Here is an 18,120-nt window from a genome sequence, read left to right on the forward strand (position 1 = left end):
ATGTACCATGAAGAGGTTGCTGATGTTATCCGCTGCCACCCTGTGCGCCGGGCTGCTTCTCACCGGGTGCACAGCCTTTATCAACAAAACCGAAGTGACCACGGAGGAGAAGGTCACCACCCTAAAGCCCGTTCAGACCCCAGAACCCGTGGGACAAACAGAGGTGTTTGACGCCCTGGCGGGAGAGAGCATTCTGGGTGTGGTGATTCTAAATCCCACCCAGGCGGAGCTGGACCTGGCGGGCAATGTGGACCAGGTGTACCCCGACCAGGAGTACGGCGAGTATATGCTCATTGTGCCCAAACTTCCGGGGAGCACCATCACCTTACAGGAGATCTCCTACGATACGAACACCGGAGAGATCACCGACATCCAGGACGTGCACACCACCAGCGGCCCCGAACCCGTGTCCATGCTGGTGCAGCAGGATATCCCCGAGGGCTTTCCCACCCTGCGGGTGGTCATTGAGGCCGACGGCCGCACCGGAACCTATGAGTTGAGCTATTACGGCAAAGGGGACGGACGGCGGGACTTCTATGTTATGTGGAACCGGGAGCCGTAAGTTCCCTTCCCAATATACAAACGGCCATTGTTCAATGCCGATACCAAAGAAAGTTGAGGATCATCTACTATGTCTCAGATCAAGAAAAGCGGAATTATCACCATCGTGGGCCGCCCCAACGTGGGCAAGTCCACCCTGACCAACACCCTGGTGGGGGAGAAGATCGCCATTGTCTCCTCCAAGCCCCAGACCACCCGTAACCGCATCTGTGCGGTGCTCAACCGGGGAGACACCCAGTTCGTCTTTGTGGACACCCCCGGTCTGCACAAGGCCCGCACTCGTCTGGGCGACTACATGGTGAAGGTGGTGCGCCAGTCCGTGGCGGACGTGGATGGCGTGATGCTGCTGGTGGAGCCGGTGGACCGCATCGGCCCCGCCGAAGAGGAGCTCATCGGCCGCATCAAGGCCCTGGGCGCTCCCGCTGTGCTGGTCATCAATAAAATCGACACCATCGAGAAGGAAAAGCTGCTGTCTGTAATGGCCGTGTACGGCGCTGCCCACAACTGGGACGCCGTCATGCCCATTTCCGCCAAAACCGGGGAGGGTGTGGAAGAACTGCTGGACCTGCTGGCCAAGTGGATTCCCGAGGGGCCCCAGCTGTTCCCCGACGACGTGGTCACCGACCAGCCCGAGCGGCAGATCATGGCGGAGATCGTCCGGGAGAAGCTGCTGCGCAACCTGGACCAGGAGATTCCCCACGGCACCGCCGTGGAGGTGACCCGGTTCACCCAGCGGGACGATGACATCATCGACTGTCACGTCACCATCTACTGTGAGAAGGACTCCCACAAGGGCATCATCATCGGCAAGAAGGGCTCCATGCTCAAGAAGATCTCCACCCAGGCCCGGGAGGACATGGAGGCCTTTATGGGGGCCAAGGTGTACCTGGAAACTTGGGTGAAGGTGAAAGAAAACTGGCGTGACAATGTGAATTTGATTCACAATTTCGGATATACCGAGGACTAAAGCCTCGCAGAGTTCGCACCCGCAGGTGCGAAAAAATTGAAAACCATTTTCTTCGGCGACATGTGCGGCTAAGAAAATACTTCTCAGCCCGCAAGTGTGGAATTTGTCCTCCCACGCTGGACAAATTATGCGCGCGGCGGGCTGCAACCCACTCAAAAAGATGCTTGCATCTTTTTGAAGGATTTTCCACACATAACCCCACACATCCCCTCTCACCCTAAGGGTAGAAAGGGGATGTGAAGCGTGAAGCCATTGGGGAACTGGGAGTTGTTTTGGAAGACCGGGCTGCCCGAGGCGTGGCTCATGACCCGCTGGGAGCGCCCGGAGACGGAGAAAGAAGGAAAGACCAATGCTCAAACGTGTCACCCAGGTGGAGCCGGAGACGGTGCGCCGTCTGGTGGACCTCTACCGGGAGTCCATGGACCAACTGGCACGCCATTTTGAATCGCCCCAGGCCATGGAACAGGCCTATGAAGAATTTTTAACCGAATTTGTCACCCACCACCGCCAGATGGTGCTGGTGGAGGAAGTGGACGGCGAGTGGGTCAGCGCCCTGCGCTGCGTAGAGAGTGCCCCGGGGGTGTGGTTCCTGGAGGCCCTGGAGACCGCGCCCCAGGCCCGAGGCAAGGGCTGGGCCAAACAGCTGATCTGCCACACCCAGGAGCTGCTCACCGGGCAGGGAGCGGGTGAGCTATTCAGCCTGGTCTCCCCCCGCAACACCCCCTCCATCGCCACCCATGTGGCCTGCGGCTTTGTTGCCACGGATCGCCAGCCCATCAACGGCTGGGGAGAGGAGGAGCCAGGCATGATTGTGTATGCCTGGCAATCGGAGGGCACCCCATGTACCTGACCACCACAGCTCTGGTCCTGCGGGAAGTGGAGTACAAGGACTCGGATAAGCTGCTCACCGTGCTCACCCCGGAGCAGGGCAAGCTCACCCTGTCTGCCCGGGGCGTGCGCAAGAAAAAGGATGCCACCGCCGCGGCCTGCCAAGTGCTGACCTGGGCCGAGTTCACCCTCTCCCAGCGCCAGGGCCGCTGGCAGGTGAAGGAGGCGGTGACCCAGCGGGCCTTTCGTGGAGTGCGGGAGGACTTGGACAAGCTGGCCCTGGGCAGCTATTTTGCCCAGGTCACCGAGACTCTGTGCGAGGAGGAGCAGCCCGAGCCGGAGCTGCTGGCCCTCACCCTCAACGCCCTCCACGCCCTGGACCAGATGCCGGTCTCTCTCACCCAGGTGAAGACCGCCTTTGAGTGGAAGGCCATGGCCCTGGCGGGCTATGAGCCCATGGTGGGGGAGTGCGGGGTGTGCGGCTGTGAGACCCCGGAGGCCCCCTGCCTCCACCTGCGGGAAGGGGTGCTCCACTGCAAGGGGTGCCGGGAGAAGCTGGGGGAGGGAGTGTCCATGCCCCTGACCGGGGCGGCTCTGGCGGCCCTGCGATACATCATGTGGGGCAACCCCAAGCGGCTGTTCTCCTTTACCCTGGATGAACCGTCCCTGAGGAAGCTGGCGGACGCCTCCGAGGCCTATCTCATGACCCAGTTGGAACGAGGATTTCATACCCTGGACTTCTATAAGTCCTTGCATACGGAGACTATGACATATGACAGAACTACTTGAAAAATCCATACAGACCCTGGAACTGCCAAGGGTGCTGGCCATGCTGGCCGACGAGGCGGTGACCGAGGAGGGCAAGGAGACCTGCCGCAAGGTGCGACCTCAGACGGTGGTGTCCGACGTGTCCCGGCTGCAAAAGCAGACCTCGGCCGCCTTTCAAATGCTGGTCAAGCACGGCACCCCCTCCTTTTCCGGGGTGCGCCCGGTGGCCGCTGCCTTGCAGCGGGCGGACCGGGGCGGCGCATTGAACACCCGGGAGCTTTTGGACATCGCCCAGGTGCTGCGCTGCGCCCGCAATGTGCGGGAGTACGGAGTGGGGGAGAGCACGGAAAAGACCGTGCTGGACGGCTATTTCCACAGCCTGTCCCCCAACCGCTTTTTGGAGGAGAAGATCAGCGGCTCCATTCTCAGCGAGGATGAGATTGCCGACTCTGCTTCCCCCGAGCTGGCGGACATCCGCCGCCACATCCGGGCGGCGGCGGGGAAGGTGCGGGACGTGCTCAACCGCCTCATCTCCTCCAACCAGTCCAAATATTTGCAGGAGTCCATCATCACCATGCGGGGCGGCCGCTACGTGGTGCCGGTGAAGAGCGAGCACAAAAACGAGATTCCCGGCCTGGTCCACGACGTGTCCGGCTCCGGCGGCACCTTCTTCATCGAGCCCATGGGGGTGGTCAACGCCAACAATGAGCTGCGGGAGCTGCAAATGAAGGAGCAGAAGGAGATCGAGCGTATTCTGGCGGAGCTGTCTGCCGATTGCGCCGGGTTCCGGGAGGGCATCGAGGACAACTACCGTACCCTCATCGCCCTGGACGTGATCTTCGCCCGGGCCAAGCTGTCCACCCACATGGGGGGCATGGAGCCGGTGCTGGGGGACTACATCGAGCTCCACAAGGCCCGCCATCCCTTGCTGGACCCCAAGACCGCTGTGCGCAACGACCTGTACTTGGGCAAAGATTTTGACACCCTGGTCATCACCGGCCCCAACACCGGCGGTAAGACGGTGACCTTGAAGACCCTGGGCCTCTTGACCCTCATGGCCCAGTGCGGCCTCCACATTCCCGCCATGGACGGGTCCACCATTCGGGTGTGCTCGGCGGTGCTGGCGGACATCGGAGACGAGCAGTCCATTGACCAGTCCCTGTCCACCTTCTCCTCCCACATGGTGAACATTGTGGCCATGCTGGAGCAGTTGGATGAGGACACCCTGGTGCTCTTTGACGAGTTGGGAGCGGGCACCGACCCGGTGGAGGGCGCGGCCCTGGCCGCCGCCATCATCGAGTCCGCCCGTCAGCTGGGGGCCCGTGTGGCGGCCACCACCCACTACGCCGAGTTGAAGGTGTATGCCATGACCACCCAGGGGGTGGAGAACGCCTCCTGTGAGTTCAACGTGGACACCCTGGCCCCCACCTACCGGGTGCTCATCGGCATCCCCGGCAAGTCCAACGCCTTTGCCATCTCCCGCCGCCTGGGGCTGCCCGACTACATCATCCAGCGGGCTGCCGACCGGATTGATGCCGAGAACGTCCGCTTTGAGGACGTCATCAGCCAGCTGGAGAGCCAGCGCCAGGCCATGGAGCGGGAGAAGGAGAAGGCCCAGGAGCTGCGCCGGGAGATGGAGCGCACCAAGGCCGAGGCGGACCACTACCGGGAGCGCATCGAGGAGGAGCGGCGGAAGGCCACCGAGAAAGCCCAGGCCGAGGCCCGTGCCATCATCCAGGAGGCCCGGGACACCGCCGATGCGGTGTTTAAGGAGCTCAACGCCATGCGCCGCCGCCAGGAGAAGGCCCGCGAGTGGGTGGACGACAACCAGCAGCGCTCCGACCTGCGCCGCACCCTCAACGAGGCGGAGAACGCCCTGGGCGCCAAGGGCGAGGAGCTGGAGGCTCCCGCACCCACCCGCCCGGCGGTGGTGGGAGACATGGTGGAGGTGCTGAAAACCCACACCCAGGCCCAGGTGGTGGGGGTGAACAAGGACGGCACCCTCCAGCTCCAGGCGGGCATTTTGAAGCTCAAGGCCAAGCAGGAGGAGGTGCGGGTGCTGGAAGAGGCCACCGCCCGCCACAAGCAGAGCCAGAAGGACAAGGCCCGCAAAGCCACCGTCACCCGCCCCTTCCGGGCCGCTGCCGCCAAGGCGGAGCTGGACCTGCGGGGTATGATGGTGGACGAGGCCCTGGCCGCTGTGGACATGTTCCTGGACAACGCCCTCATGGGCAAGCTGGAGACGGTAACCATCATCCACGGCAAGGGCACCGGCGCTTTGCGCAAGGCAGTGCGGGAGCACCTCAAGCACAGCCGATATGTGAAATCTGCCCGCCCTGGTGCATATGGTGAAGGAGAGGACGGCGTCACCGTGGTGACCATGAAATAACCAAGGAACGGGTGAATCGTACTTTTCACCAAACGGACCGCTGCGATTTGTACAAAATGCTGTTGACGTTACTTGCCAAATTTGGTATGCTAGGAATGCAAAATATTTTCGGGGAAAGCGCGGGATAGTACTCCCCCAATCCAAGCAAGAATATGGAGGGAATCTCTTATGGTAACGAAAGAGACTGTTGTGAACAACCAGGTTGGCCTGCACGCTCGTCCGGCCACCTTCTTTATCCAGAAAGCCAATGAATTCAAGAGCTCCGTGTGGGTGGAAAAGGAAGAGCGCCGTGTCAACGCCAAGAGCCTGCTGGGCGTGCTCTCTCTGGGCATCGTGAAGGGCACCGCCATCACCCTCATCGCCGACGGCCCCGACGAGGAGGAGGCTGTCAACGCTCTGGTGGAGCTGATCAACTCCGATTTTTCTGAGTAAGCCAGACAAATAGATGAAAGCGCCGCAATTTGCGGCGCTTTTTTCGTGGGGAGGGTATCTATGACCTTTGAAGAGCTGCGGGACAAGGCCCACGCACTGCCGTTAAAGCCTGGGGTGTATATCATGCAAAACGCCGCCAGCGAAGTGATCTACGTGGGCAAGGCCAAGGCGCTGAAAAACCGGGTGAGCCAGTATTTCCAGGACCAGAGCCGCCACAATGAAAAGACCCGGGCCATGGTCTCCCAGATCCACCACTTTGACGTCATTGTGGTGGCCACGGAGTTCGAGGCCCTGGTGCTGGAGTGCGCCCTCATCAAGCGCCACCAGCCCCGGTATAACATTCTGCTCAAGGACAGCAAGGGCTACCCCTATATCCGCCTCAGCGTCCAGGAGGAGTACCCCCAGTTCTCCCTCACCAGCAAGGTGGCCCGGGACGGGGCCCGGTACTTCGGTCCCTACGGCACCCGGGGAGCCAGTCAGGGCATCATCGACGCCCTGCTCTCCGCTTTGCGCCTGCCCACCTGCAAGCGGAAGTTCCCCCGGGACATCGGCAAGGAGCGCCCCTGCCTCAACTTCCACATGGGCACCTGTGACGGCTATTGTCGTGCCGATATGGACCAGAGCCAGTACCGGGCTAACATGGACAAGGCGGTACAGCTGCTGGAGGGCAAGCTGGACCAGGTGGTGGCGGAGTGGACCGGAGAGATGGAACAGGCGGCTGAGGACCTGCGCTTTGAAAAGGCCGCCCAGTACCGGGACCGGATTCGGGCGGTGCAGCTGCTGGCCAAGCGACAGAAGGCGGTGGTGGGTTCTCTGGCGGACACCGACGTGGTGGGCTACCACCGGGGAGAGGCCAAGAGCTGTTTTGTGGTGCTCCACTATGTGGACGGGGAGCTGGCGGCCAAGGACTGGCAGCTGCTGCCTCTGCCCATGGAGGAGGACGAGGGGGAGAGCGTGGCCACGTTGACCGCCCAGTATTACCAGGGCCGTCAGGCCCTGCCCCGGCAGATCCTCCTCCCCCTGGACTTTGACGGCCAGGTGGAGCTGGCCCGGATGCTCACCCAGGCGGTGGGCCGGAAGGTGGAGCTGCTCACCCCCCAGCGAGGGGCCAAAACCGAGCTGGTGGCCATGGCCAACCAAAACGCCGCCGAGGAGGTGCAGCGGGCCACCTCCGCCCAGGAGCGCACCTCCAAACTCATGGAGGCCCTGGGGCGGCTGTTGGGCCTGCCCAAGCCCCCCCACCGCATGGAGGCCTTTGACATCTCCAACAGCGGAAATGCGGACATTGTGGCCTCCATGACGGTGCACGTGGACGGCAGGCCCCTGAAACGGGACTACCGCCACTTCACCCTCAAGGGGCTGGAGCACGCCGACGACTACGCCTCCATGGAGCAGGTCATTTCCCGCCGCTTCCGGCGGTATCTGGACGGGGACGAGAAGTTCGGGGAGATGCCCGATGTGCTGCTCATGGACGGCGGCGTGGGACAGGTGCGGGCGGCAGCTTCGGCCCTGAAGGAGCTGGGCCTCAGCGTCCCCATCTTCGGCATGGTCAAGGACGACCGACACCGCACCCGGACCCTGGTGGACGGGGAGGGGCAGGAGATCGGCTTGCAGCAAAATCAGGCCCTCTTTGCCCTCGTTGGCCGCATCCAGGAGGAGACCCACCGCTTTGCCATTGAATTTATGCGCTCTAGGCAGGGCAAGCGGATGAAGGGTTCGGTGCTGGACGAGATTGCCGGGGTGGGGCCCACCCGCAAGACCGCCCTGCTCCGCCATTTTAAGAGCATTAAGGCCATTCGAGGAGCCTCTGTGGAGCAGCTGCGAGAAGTGGTGCCTCAAAACGCCGCCCAGGCGGTATATGACTATTTTCATAAGGAGTGAGACGTTACCATGCGTGTCATCACGGGAACGGCCCGGGGAAAGCGGCTCAAGGAGCTGCCCGGCATGGACACCCGCCCCACCACCGACCGGGTGAAAGAGGGGCTTTTCAACATCATTCAGTTTGACATTCCTGGCAGACGGGTGCTGGACCTGTTTGCCGGCACCGGACAGCTGGGCATTGAGTGCCTGTCCCGGGGGGCGGCCTGGTGCGACTTTGTGGACCACTCGCCTGCGGCCATGAAGATCGTGCGGGAGAATGTGAAGGCCTGCAACCTCACCGACCGGGCGGCTTTCCACCAAACCGAGTTCGACGCCTTCCTGGCCAGCGCCAAGGGGCCCTATGATCTGGTGTTTCTCGACCCGCCCTATGCCTCTGACTGCATAAAACAGGCCCTGGAACGCATGACGGCAATTGACATTGTGTCGAGAAATGGTATAATAGTATGCGAGTCTCCAGTGGAAGCCCAGCTTCCGGAGCTTGCGGCCCCCTATGAGAAGGGGCGTGACTACCGGTACGGGAAGATCAAGCTGACCTTGTACCGCAGGAGTGTGTGACCCAATGAAACGAGCCATCTACCCCGGCAGCTTTGACCCGGTGACGCTGGGGCATTTGAACATCATCAAGCGGGCGGCCGCCATTTTTGACGAGCTCATCGTGTGTGTGATGGTCAATTCCAGCAAAAACGGCCTGTTCACCCCGGAAGAGCGGGTGGAACTCATTGAGAAGGTGACGGAAGGACTACCAAATGTGAAGGTGGACTGTTCCCGCCAGCTGCTGGCCGACTACGCCAGACAGCACGGGGCCAAGGTGCTGGTGAAGGGTTTGCGGGCCGTGTCCGACTATGAGTCTGAGATTCAAATGGCCATGATCAATGCCAAGCTGTATGAGGAGCTGGACACCGTGTTTTTGTACACCAGTCCCAAGTACGCCTATCTCAGCTCCACCGTCGTGAAAGAAATGGCGAGATACGGGGCAGACCTATCGGAATTTGTCCCGAGACAGATTATTACCCAGGTACAGAATCGGGTCAATGGGGCCCAGGAACAATAAGGAGGAATTACCTATGGCAACTTCTGTGGAAGAATTGCTGAATATGCTGTTTGATATGGTGGACGAGGCCCGCAATGCGCCTTTGAGCTCGGAAAAGTGCGTCATCGAGCGGGACAAGGCCCTGGACCTCATCGAGGACGCCAAGGCCCAGCTGCCCGTGGAGCTGGCCGAGGCCCGCAAGGTGCTCAACAACCGCAACGAGCTGCTCTCCAGCGCCAAGCGTGAGGCCGAGGAGCTGCAGAAGCGGGCGGAGAACGAGGCCCGCCGCCTGGTCAGCGAGACCGAGGTGATGGCGGTGGCCCGCCAGAAGGCCAGCGAGATGATGGCCCAGGCCGACCAGAAGTCCAAGGAAATGCGCACCGTTGCCAACCAGTACTGTGAGGACGTGATGCGCCGGGCGGAGGAGGCTCTGGGCGAGGCCCACGCCGAGATGCGCCGGGTGCAGAGCAAGTTCCACGAGGCCCTGGGAATTCCCAGCAGCACAACCTCTGCCAACCGCGCCTACGACGCCGAGGCAGATCAATAAGAGAGATTTGAATGGAGGACCGCAGGATGGCGCACATTCTGCGGTCCTTTCCAATTTTAAACCCTTCGTTGGGAGGCACACGCTTTGTGGTCCTCCATTTTACTCCACCACCCGGGGCGCCCGGGAGGTATGGAACGAATAAGTGACCCAATTCCCGGCGTTTGGCAGAATAAACAGTGGAATCCGTGATTTTATTCAAGAAAACTTCATATTTTTCCAGGAAAAAAGTCCTTGCAATTTCCACCAGGGGGATGTATACTAGGGATAACTTGGAGTGAAATGGAGTGAAATGGAGGGGACGCGGGATGACTGGCACCTACGAGCATAGTCTTGACAGCGCCGGGCGTCTCATTGTGCCGTCCAAACTCCGGGAGGAATTGGGCTCCCAGTTTTACCTGGCTGTGGGGGTCAAGGAGAACTTGACCCTGTACCCCATGGCGGCGTGGAACAAGCTCCAAGAGCGGGTGGCCAACCTGACCACCGCGCAGGCAGCCTCCATGGATGTCTTCTTTGCCTCAGCTCAGCTGTGTGAGCCGGACAAGCAGTGGCGCTTTCAGGTGCCCTCTTATTTGAAGGACTACGCCAAGATTGATCGGGATGTGGTGATCACCGGCAACAACGACCGGGCCCAGATCTGGAGTGCGGAGAACTGGAAGGCCAAGACCGCACAGCAGCTCAACCCCGAGCACATTGCGGCACTGTTGGAAGGACTGGGGATTTAATCCATGGAATATACACACAAGTCTGTGCTGCTCCAGGAGTGTCTGGACGGCTTGAACATCAAGCCCGACGGCATCTATGTGGACGGCACGTTGGGCCGGGCGGGGCACTCGCGAGAGATTGCCAAGCGCCTGACCACTGGCCGACTCATCGGCATTGACCGGGACGCCGCCGCTCTGGAAGCTGTGCCGGCCCGATTGGAAGGGCTCATGGACCGGGTGACCCTGGTGCGTGGGAACTTCAGCCAGGTGGGGGAGATTCTCCGCAAGTTGGATATCCCCGCCGTGGATGGTATGTTGTTTGACCTGGGTGTGTCCTCGCCCCAGCTGGACGAGGCGGCCCGAGGTTTTTCCTATTTACAGGATGCCCCTCTGGACATGCGGATGGACCAGTCCGCCGCCCTCACCGCCTATGAGGTGGTCAACGAGTGGTCTCAGGAGGAGCTGAAACGAATCTTGTGGCAGTACGGGGAGGAGCGTTACGCCGGCCCCATCGCCGCAGCCATTGTACGCCACCGGGCCCAGGCTCCGGTGCGCACCACCCTGGAGTTGGCGGATTTGATCCGCAGCGCCATGCCCGCCAAGGCGTGCCGGGAGAAACAGCACCCGGCCAAGCGGTCCTTCCAGGCCATTCGCATCGCCGTCAACGACGAGTTGGGGGAAGTGGAGCGGATGCTGGATACCGCCCTGGACCTCTTGAATCCCGGCGGACGGCTGGCCATCATTTCCTTCCACTCCCTGGAGGACCGCCTGGTGAAGACGGCCTATGCAGGGTGGGCCAAGGGTTGTACCTGCCCCCCGGACTTCCCCGTGTGCGTGTGCGGGAAGACCCCCAAGGTGCGCCTGGTGGGGAAAAAGCCCATTGTTTCCACCCCCCAGGAACTTGAAGAGAATCCAAGGGCTCGCAGTGCCAAGTTGCGTGTGGCAGAGAAGCTGTGAGTGAGATAATAAAAGGAGACATCACTATGGCAACCCAGCGCAAAGTTAGACAGTACGCCACCTATGGCAACGTAGCTTATAAAGTAGACAACACCGCCCCCGCCCGGGAGCGGAGAAGAGAGGTGGAGCAGCCCCGGCGGCCCAGAGTCAGACCCCGGGAGCGGGTGGCCACCCGGCCTCAGGTACAGGTCCGGGCCCAGAGCGCTGTGGCGCCCTTCACCATCGTAGGATTTGTGGCAGCCATCGCCTGTGCCCTGTTGCTGGTGGTGTGCAGCGCCCAGCTGGCCATGGTCAACGCGGAGACGGTAGAACTGCGTTCTACCCTGTCCGAGTTGCAGGACGAGAAAAAAACACTGATGGCCCAGTATGAAAAGACCTTTGACCTGACGGCGTTGGAGCAGCAGCTCACCGCTGACGGTTCCATGGTGGAGGCGGGCGCAGGCCAGACCGTCTACCTGGACTTGTCCCAGGACGACAGTGTGGTGTACTACCAGGAGGCTCGGGAGGGGGTCTCCGGCCTGATTCGCCAAATTGAGGAATTTCTGAGCGGCATGCTGTCATAATGGCCGCCCCAGAACACATACAATGAAATGCGGACATAAGAGAGAATGAGGGGCGTAAGAAAACTTTGACCGGTTTCTTACGCCCTTCTTGTCCCGATATGCCGCCACGCCAAACCGGAATATATATAGGAGCGAAGACATATGCAAAAACCCAAATCCAACCCACGCCGCTCCCCTGGGCGGGGAAACCGAAGCCTCTTCCACCGCACGGTGTTTTTGCTGGCGGTGGTGGGAGTGCTGGCCTTTGTGCCCCTGGTGGTCCAGCTGGTGAAGCTGCAAATCTTCCAGCACGACCAGTGGGAGCAGCGGGCGGCCAACCAACAGACCCTGGACGTGGCGGTCAACGCCGGACGGGGTGCCATCTACGACGCCCAGGGCCGCACCCTGGCCCGGTCCGGCACCGTCTATCAGCTGATCCTCTCCCCCCGGGACGTGGTGGTCTCGGTGAACAAGAGCAGCTATGAGGATGAGGACGGCAACCTGAAGCAGGGGGAGTACGAGCAGGCCATCGAGGACAAGCGGGACCTGATCGTGGACGGCCTGGTGGACCTGCTGGGCCTCAACGAGGACCGGCTGCGCCAGCGCATCGAGAACACCGACTCCGCCTATGAGCCTCTGGCCTACGAGCTGGAGGAGGAGGAGACCACCGCGGTGCGGGAGTTTATTAAGGAGAACAAACTCTCCTCCATGCTCTACTTCGAGCCCTCCAGCAAGCGCTATTACCCCTACTCCTCGGTGGGCGCCCATATCCTGGGCTTCATGGCCTATACCGAGAACAGCGGCAGCGTGAAGGTGGGGGCCCAGGGTGTGGAGGCCCTGTACCAGGATGTGCTGTCCGGGGCCACCGGACGAGTGGTCACCTCCAAGACGGGAGCCGGCACTGAGATGCTCTCCACCTATGAGGAGTACATCGACGCCGAGAACGGCGGCAACCTCCACCTGACCATTGACGCCACCATCCAGTCCATGCTGGAGCAGACCCTGGAGGAGGGCATCAAGACCTACAACGTGAAAAAGGGTGGCTTCGCCATCGCCCTGGACCCCTCCACGGGAGCGGTGCTGGGTATGGCCAGCAGCCCCAACTTTGACCCCAACAGCTATGCCAGCGTCTTCGACCAGGAGCTGCTGGATGAGCTGAAATCCCTGGCCGAGGAGTACGGTGAGGACAGCGACGAGTACAACCAGGCCGTCAGCGACGCCCTCAACCTCCAGTGGAGAAACAAGGCCCTGTCTGACACCTACGAGCCCGGTTCTACCTTTAAACCTCTGGTGGTGGCCGCGGCCTTGGAGGAGGGGGTCATCTCTCCCAACGACCACTTTTACTGTGACGGCGGCCAGCAGGTGGCCGACTGGTTCATTACCTGTCATAAGCGGGCAGGACATGGAGATCAAACATTGACCCAGGTGCTGGAGAACTCCTGCAACGACGGTATGATGCAGATTGTCCAGAAGTTGGGAGCAGACACCTTCTGGGACTACCTGGAGAATTATGGCCTGTTTGACTCCACCGGTATCGACCTATTTGGCGAGGGAACCAGTGTCTTCTGGCCCGGCGGACGGGACTTCTTCACCAGCATCTACGGTGAGACTTCCGTGGCCACCGCCTCCTTCGGTCAGACCTTTAAGATTACCCCCATTCAGATGGCCACTGCATTTGCCTCTATGATCAACGGCGGCCATTTGTTGGAGCCCTACGTGGTGCAGTCGGTGAGTGACGACGATGGCAACAGCACCTACTACCACCAGGTGCAGGAGGTGCGCCAGGTCATCAGCGAGGAGACCTCTTCCACCCTCCGCGGTATGCTGGAGAGCGTGGTGGCCGGCCCCTCCGCCTCTGGCCGTAACGCCTACATGGCGGGCTACCGCATCGGCGGTAAGACCGGTACCTCCCAGAAGCGAGACGAAACTTCCGGCGACCTGATCTGTTCCTTCATGGGCTTTGCCCCTGTGGATAACCCCAAGGTGCTGGTGCTGCTGGCCTACGACTCCCCCGAGCAGTCGGCCTCCAACTCCAACTACACCCCCTCCGGCACCTACATCAGCGGCGGTAACATCGCCGCCCCCATGGCCGGGCAGCTGCTGGCCGACATTCTGGACTACATGGGTGTGGAGAAGCAGTATACCACCGACGAGCTGGAAGCTTCGGACACCACCATGATCAACGTCACCGGCTATGAGCTCACCGTGGCCAAGGGCCTGCTCACCGACCGCGGTATCCGTTGCCGCACCGTGGGCAGTGGCAATACCGTCACCGGGCAGCTGCCCGCCTCCGGTGTGACCATCCCCGGCAGCTCCACCGTGATCTTGTATCTGGGCGAAGAGGTGCCCAAGGACAAGGTAAAGGTGCCCGACCTGGAGGGCTTGAGCCCCTCGGAGGCCAAAAATACCCTGGAAGAGATGGGCCTATTCCTGCGTGCCACAGGTGTGACCGATGACGGCGGCAACCTGGAGGCCATCAACCAGAGCATCGCCGCCAATACCGAGGTATCACCGGGCACCGTGGTGGAAGTGAGGTTTGTCAGCAGTGTTATCGACTACGCCGATCAAGAACTCCCAGATTGATGACCCCATTGCCGTGGTGGGGCGGGGCAACACCGCCACGGCCCACCTGCTGCGCCGATTGACCGGGGCACCGGTGGTGGAATTGACCCCATATGAGGCCGCCATGGCTGGGGACGACACGTCCCGCTACCAGGCTGTGGTGGTGGAAAACTTCGAGCCCCGGGACCGCCGCACCCTATCCCCCTGTGCGGTGGCCCGGTGGGAGCTATCCCGGCGGGCCGGGGTCACCGTGGTGGCCCTGGACGACGGGGAGGGGCGGCGGACGGCCCGGGCCATGAGGGGCCGGGTGTTCGCCTACTCCGACGGCAGGCCCCAGGCGGACCTCACCGCCAAAAATGTCTGTCTGCGCCGCCAGCGGGTGGAGTTTGAGGCTCTCACCCGAGACGATTTGCTCCGGGTGCGGGTACCCCGGGGGCAGGGCGGCCTCTATGAGAGCCTGGCCGCCTTGGCGGCGGCTGTGGCGCTGGGCGTGCCGCTGGAGCAGGCGGCCCAGCGTTTGAACCAATCCTAGATACAAAAGAGAGAGTGGAGGTTAATAAACCATGATGAGTTTCGCAGCGGCGGCAACCGCCTTTCTGGTCACTGCGGTGGTGGGTAAGTTCCTGATTCCCGTCCTCCGGGCCATGAAGGCCGGCCAATCCATCAAAGAGATTGGCCCCAACTGGCACATGACCAAGCAGGGTACCCCCACCATGGGCGGTATTATGTTTATGGTGGGCATCACGGTGGCGGTGCTGATCTTCTGTTGGAAGGACCTGATGAGCGGAGACTATTCCGCCCTCATCGTGCTGGGCTTGGCCCTGGTATACGGGGGGATTGGCTTCATCGACGACTTTGCCAAGGTGCGCAAGCACGAGAACACCGGCCTCACCGCCGGGTGGAAGCTGCTGCTGCAGCTGGCCGTGTCCGTGGCCTTCCTGGCCCTGATGCGCAATTTCGGCTATCTCTCCCCCAACCTGTACGTCCCCTTTGCCAACATCGACATTCCTCTGCCCTGGGCGGTGTACCTGGTGTTTGCCGCCTTCGTGCTGGTGGGCTGTGTCAACTCGGTGAACCTCACCGACGGCCTGGACGGCTTGGCGGGCTCTGTGACCCTGCCCGTGGCCATCTTCTTCTCCCTGCTGGCTGCCTGGTGGGATAAGGGCAGTGTGGGTGCCTTTGCCGCCGCTCTGGCCGGAGGCATTCTGGGCTTCCTCATTTACAATTTCTATCCCGCCAAGGTGTTCATGGGGGATACCGGCTCCCTGTTTTTGGGCGGCGCCGTGTGCGGCATGGCCTTCGCCGTGGACGCACCCCTCATCCTCATCCCCGTGGGTATCATCTACATCGCTGAGACCATGAGCGATATCATCCAGGTGACCTACTTCAAGCTCACCCACGGCAAGCGTATTTTCCGTATGGCCCCCCTCCACCACCACCTGGAGCTGGGTGGGTGGAGCGAGGTGCGCATTGTGCTCACCTTTACCGCCATCACCGTGGCCTTCTGTCTGCTGGCCTTCGCCGGCGTGATGTACCGCTACGGCGTATAACAGGACCTGATTCCAGGCCCTACTTCGCATTTTTCGTTCCGGGAAGGAGGCGCACCCGTGCGCAAAACAGCCAAACGAGATCTCACCATAGAGCAGCAGCTGGCCCGGGGGCCGCTGGACCTGCCCTACCTGGCCCTGGTGCTGCTGCTGACGGCCATCGGCCTGGTTATGCTGCTCTCGGCCTCCTACGCTTCTGCCTACTACAACTTGGACCCCAGCGTGGACACCGGAGGCAACCCCTATTACTACTTTTTGGGACAGCTGAAGTTTGCCGTGGCAGGTGTGGTCGGCATGTATATCGTGTCGAAAATCGACTACCAGTGGTGGCGGGGGCTGTCTGTACCCGCCCTTGCGGGCAGTATCTTCCTGCTGATTCTGGTCTTTACCCCTCTGGGACGGTCCAGTAACGGCGCACGGCGCTGGCTGGACATCGGCTTCTCCTTCCAGCCCTCCGAGCTGGTGAAGGTGGCGGTGATTCTGTTCTTCGCCGCCCGGCTGTCCAAGCGGAAGGACCAGATCAAAGCGCCCCCCAAGAAGTGGAATCGGCGTACCCTCCGGGGGCGCATGGGAGAGTTTGCCGAGAACATCGGCCTGCTGGAGCTGATTCCCTACGGGGTGATTCTGCTGTTTATCCTCTTTTTGCTCTACAAGCAGCCCCACATGTCCGGTATGATTCTGGTGTGCTCGGGGGCGGCGGCGGTACTGTTCGCCTCGGGCATCCGGCTGTATTGGTTTGTGGGCGGCGGCGCTGCCGTGGGTGCGGCGCTGCTCTTCCTCATTACCCAGACCGAGTACATGACCGCCCGTATGCAGTCCTGGCTCAACCCTGGCAGCGATCTGCGGGGAGACGGCTATCAGCTGTGGCAGTCCCAGATTGCCATCGGCTCCGGCGGCCTGCTGGGCACCGGGCTGGGTAACAGCCGCCAGAAGTACATGTTCCTCCCCGAGGAGCACAACGACTTTGTATTCGCCATTGTCTGTGAGGAGCTGGGGCTTATCGGCGCCTGCCTCATCATTATCCTCTTCGCCCTGCTCATCGTCCGGGGCTATTGGCTGGCCCTCCACGCCCGAGACCGCTTCGGCAGCCTGATGATCGTGGGTATCAACACCCAGCTGGCGGCCCAGGTCATCCTGAACATCGGCGTGGTCACCGGCGCTCTGCCCACCACCGGTATCTCTCTTCCCTTCTTCAGCTACGGCGGCACCGCCTTGATGGTGCAGCTGGCAGAAGTGGGCCTGATCTTAGCGGTGTCCAGGCAAATCGTGGCGCCAAAGGAAGAGTAGGAGGGGGAGCATGAAGGTACTGTTTACCTGCGGCGGCACGGCGGGGCACGTCAACCCGGCCCTGGCCGTGGCCCAGACCTTTGAAAAATACCATCCCGGCTGTCAGGTCCTCTTTGTGGGGGCCGAGAAGGGGATGGAAAAGCGATTGGTGGAGCAGGCGGGGTATCCCATCCGCTGCGTGAAGGTGTCCACCTTCGAGCGGCAGCTGAGTTGGAAGATCATCCGCCACAACTTCAAAAGCGTGTTTAAAGTGCCGGTGGGGCAGTGGCAGGCCTCCCGGATTTTGCGACAGTTCAAGCCCGACCTGGTGGTGGGCACCGGTGGCTACGCCTCCTTTCCCGCTGTGCGGGAGGCCACCCGCATGGGCATCCCCACCGCCATTCACGAGTCCAACGCCTTCCCCGGCCTCACCACTCGGGTGCTGGCCAAGCGGGTGGACCTGGTGATGGTGGGCTTCCCCGAGGCGGCGGAGTATTATACCCACGCCAAAAAAGTGGCGGTGACAGGTACCCCGGTGCGGGGTGCCTTTTTCCGCCTGGACCGGGAGCAGGCCCGACGGGAGCTGCGCATCACCGACGACAAGCCTCTGGTGGTGTCCTTCTGGGGCTCCCAGGGGGCCCGGGACATGAACCTTATGACCGAGGACTTTGTGCAGCGGTGGGTGGAGGAGGGCAGACCCTTCCACTACATCCACAGCGGTGGCCGGGACTATGAGACCATGGCCCAACACCTCAAAGAGCGGGGCGTGTCGGTGACGGACCAGGAGGTGCGCCCCTACATTGACAACATGCCCACGGTGATGGCAGCTGCCGACCTGGTGATCTGTCGGGCTGGGGCCTCCACTCTGGGCGAGCTCACTGCCATGGGCAAGCCTGCGGTGCTGGTGCCCTCTCCCTATGTAGCCGCCAACCATCAGTTTAAAAACGCCAAGGTGTTGGCGGACCGTGGGGCGGCGGAGCTGCTGGAGGAAAAAAACTGCTCCGGCCAGAGCTTGTACGACACTGCGGTATCCCTGCTGGCCAACGCCGACAAGCGCCGGGAGATGAGCCGGGCCATGAAGGAACTGGCCACTCCCCGAGCGGCCGAGGATATCTATAAGGCTCTGATGGAACTTCTTTAAC

Annotated in this window: 18 protein-coding genes; all 18 read left to right on the plus strand. The window is 61.6% G+C overall.

Going from position 1 to position 18,120, the window contains the following annotated elements; genetic code table 11:
- The first annotated feature begins 7 nt into the window (after positions 1-7).
- The 18 genes from B5F12_RS04990 to murG all read left to right on the plus strand — a co-directional run bounded on the left by B5F12_RS04990 (position 8) and on the right by murG (position 18,119).
- Positions 8-562, plus strand: a complete 555-nt coding sequence (locus B5F12_RS04990; RefSeq protein WP_087231227.1) for a hypothetical protein — start codon at positions 8-10, stop codon at positions 560-562.
- A 69-nt stretch (positions 563-631) separates the two neighbouring features.
- Positions 632-1,528, plus strand: coding sequence for a GTPase Era (era, locus tag B5F12_RS04995; protein WP_087231230.1), 897 nt, complete (start codon positions 632-634; stop codon positions 1,526-1,528).
- A gap of 349 nt (positions 1,529-1,877) precedes the next feature.
- On the plus strand, positions 1,878-2,378 hold the full coding sequence (locus tag B5F12_RS05000; protein WP_087231233.1) for a GNAT family N-acetyltransferase: 501 nt from the start codon (positions 1,878-1,880) through the stop codon (positions 2,376-2,378).
- Positions 2,369-3,145: a DNA repair protein RecO gene (gene recO / locus B5F12_RS05005; protein WP_087231236.1), complete on the plus strand. Its 777-nt coding sequence runs from the start codon at positions 2,369-2,371 to the stop codon at positions 3,143-3,145. Before B5F12_RS05000 ends, recO begins: the two co-directional genes overlap by 10 nt.
- The gene (locus B5F12_RS05010) at positions 3,129-5,513 is read left to right on the plus strand and encodes an endonuclease MutS2 (RefSeq protein ID WP_087231239.1); all 2,385 of its coding nucleotides are present in this window, start codon (positions 3,129-3,131) and stop codon (positions 5,511-5,513) included. Before recO ends, B5F12_RS05010 begins: the two co-directional genes overlap by 17 nt.
- Positions 5,514-5,681: 168 nt before the next feature.
- On the plus strand, positions 5,682-5,945 hold the full coding sequence (locus B5F12_RS05015) for an HPr family phosphocarrier protein (protein WP_087231242.1): 264 nt from the start codon (positions 5,682-5,684) through the stop codon (positions 5,943-5,945).
- A 60-nt stretch (positions 5,946-6,005) separates the two neighbouring features.
- Positions 6,006-7,826 carry an excinuclease ABC subunit UvrC gene (gene uvrC / locus B5F12_RS05020; protein ID WP_087231244.1) on the plus strand — a complete coding sequence of 607 codons (1,821 nt, stop codon included), beginning with the start codon at positions 6,006-6,008 and terminating at the stop codon, positions 7,824-7,826.
- Positions 7,827-7,835: 9 nt separating this feature from the next.
- Entirely contained in the window at positions 7,836-8,381 is a 546-nt protein-coding gene (rsmD, locus tag B5F12_RS05025; protein WP_087231247.1) for a 16S rRNA (guanine(966)-N(2))-methyltransferase RsmD, read from the plus strand.
- Positions 8,382-8,385: 4 nt separating this feature from the next.
- Positions 8,386-8,877 carry a pantetheine-phosphate adenylyltransferase gene (gene coaD, locus B5F12_RS05030; RefSeq protein ID WP_087231249.1) on the plus strand — a complete coding sequence of 164 codons (492 nt, stop codon included), beginning with the start codon at positions 8,386-8,388 and terminating at the stop codon, positions 8,875-8,877.
- A 13-nt stretch (positions 8,878-8,890) separates the two neighbouring features.
- The gene (locus tag B5F12_RS05035) at positions 8,891-9,403 is read left to right on the plus strand and encodes a hypothetical protein (RefSeq protein WP_087231252.1); all 513 of its coding nucleotides are present in this window, start codon (positions 8,891-8,893) and stop codon (positions 9,401-9,403) included.
- Positions 9,404-9,708: 305 nt separating this feature from the next.
- On the plus strand, positions 9,709-10,125 hold the full coding sequence (locus B5F12_RS05040; RefSeq protein ID WP_087231255.1) for a division/cell wall cluster transcriptional repressor MraZ: 417 nt from the start codon (positions 9,709-9,711) through the stop codon (positions 10,123-10,125).
- 3 nt (positions 10,126-10,128) lie between these two features.
- A complete protein-coding gene (gene rsmH, locus B5F12_RS05045) occupies positions 10,129-11,061 on the plus strand; it encodes a 16S rRNA (cytosine(1402)-N(4))-methyltransferase RsmH (protein ID WP_087231258.1) in 933 nt (310 codons plus the stop codon).
- 26 nt (positions 11,062-11,087) lie between these two features.
- Positions 11,088-11,624 (plus strand): hypothetical protein, encoded by a 537-nt coding sequence (locus B5F12_RS05050; protein WP_087231261.1) that lies wholly within the window; start codon positions 11,088-11,090, stop codon positions 11,622-11,624.
- 141 nt (positions 11,625-11,765) lie between these two features.
- On the plus strand, positions 11,766-14,186 hold the full coding sequence (locus B5F12_RS05055) for a penicillin-binding transpeptidase domain-containing protein (RefSeq protein WP_087231264.1): 2,421 nt from the start codon (positions 11,766-11,768) through the stop codon (positions 14,184-14,186).
- Entirely contained in the window at positions 14,140-14,697 is a 558-nt protein-coding gene (locus B5F12_RS05060; RefSeq protein WP_143482335.1) for a hypothetical protein, read from the plus strand. Before B5F12_RS05055 ends, B5F12_RS05060 begins: the two co-directional genes overlap by 47 nt.
- Positions 14,698-14,728: 31 nt before the next feature.
- On the plus strand, positions 14,729-15,715 hold the full coding sequence (gene mraY, locus B5F12_RS05065; protein ID WP_087231270.1) for a phospho-N-acetylmuramoyl-pentapeptide-transferase: 987 nt from the start codon (positions 14,729-14,731) through the stop codon (positions 15,713-15,715).
- 57 nt (positions 15,716-15,772) lie between these two features.
- The gene (ftsW, locus tag B5F12_RS05070; protein WP_242954898.1) at positions 15,773-16,999 is read left to right on the plus strand and encodes a putative lipid II flippase FtsW; all 1,227 of its coding nucleotides are present in this window, start codon (positions 15,773-15,775) and stop codon (positions 16,997-16,999) included.
- Between the two features lie 10 nt (positions 17,000-17,009).
- Positions 17,010-18,119: an undecaprenyldiphospho-muramoylpentapeptide beta-N-acetylglucosaminyltransferase gene (gene murG / locus B5F12_RS05075; protein WP_087231273.1), complete on the plus strand. Its 1,110-nt coding sequence runs from the start codon at positions 17,010-17,012 to the stop codon at positions 18,117-18,119.
- Position 18,120 lies beyond the last annotated feature (1 nt).

It is taken from the genome of Pseudoflavonifractor sp. An176 (genome assembly GCF_002160435.1).
GTDB classification, from domain to species: domain Bacteria; phylum Bacillota; class Clostridia; order Oscillospirales; family Oscillospiraceae; genus Enterenecus; species Enterenecus faecium.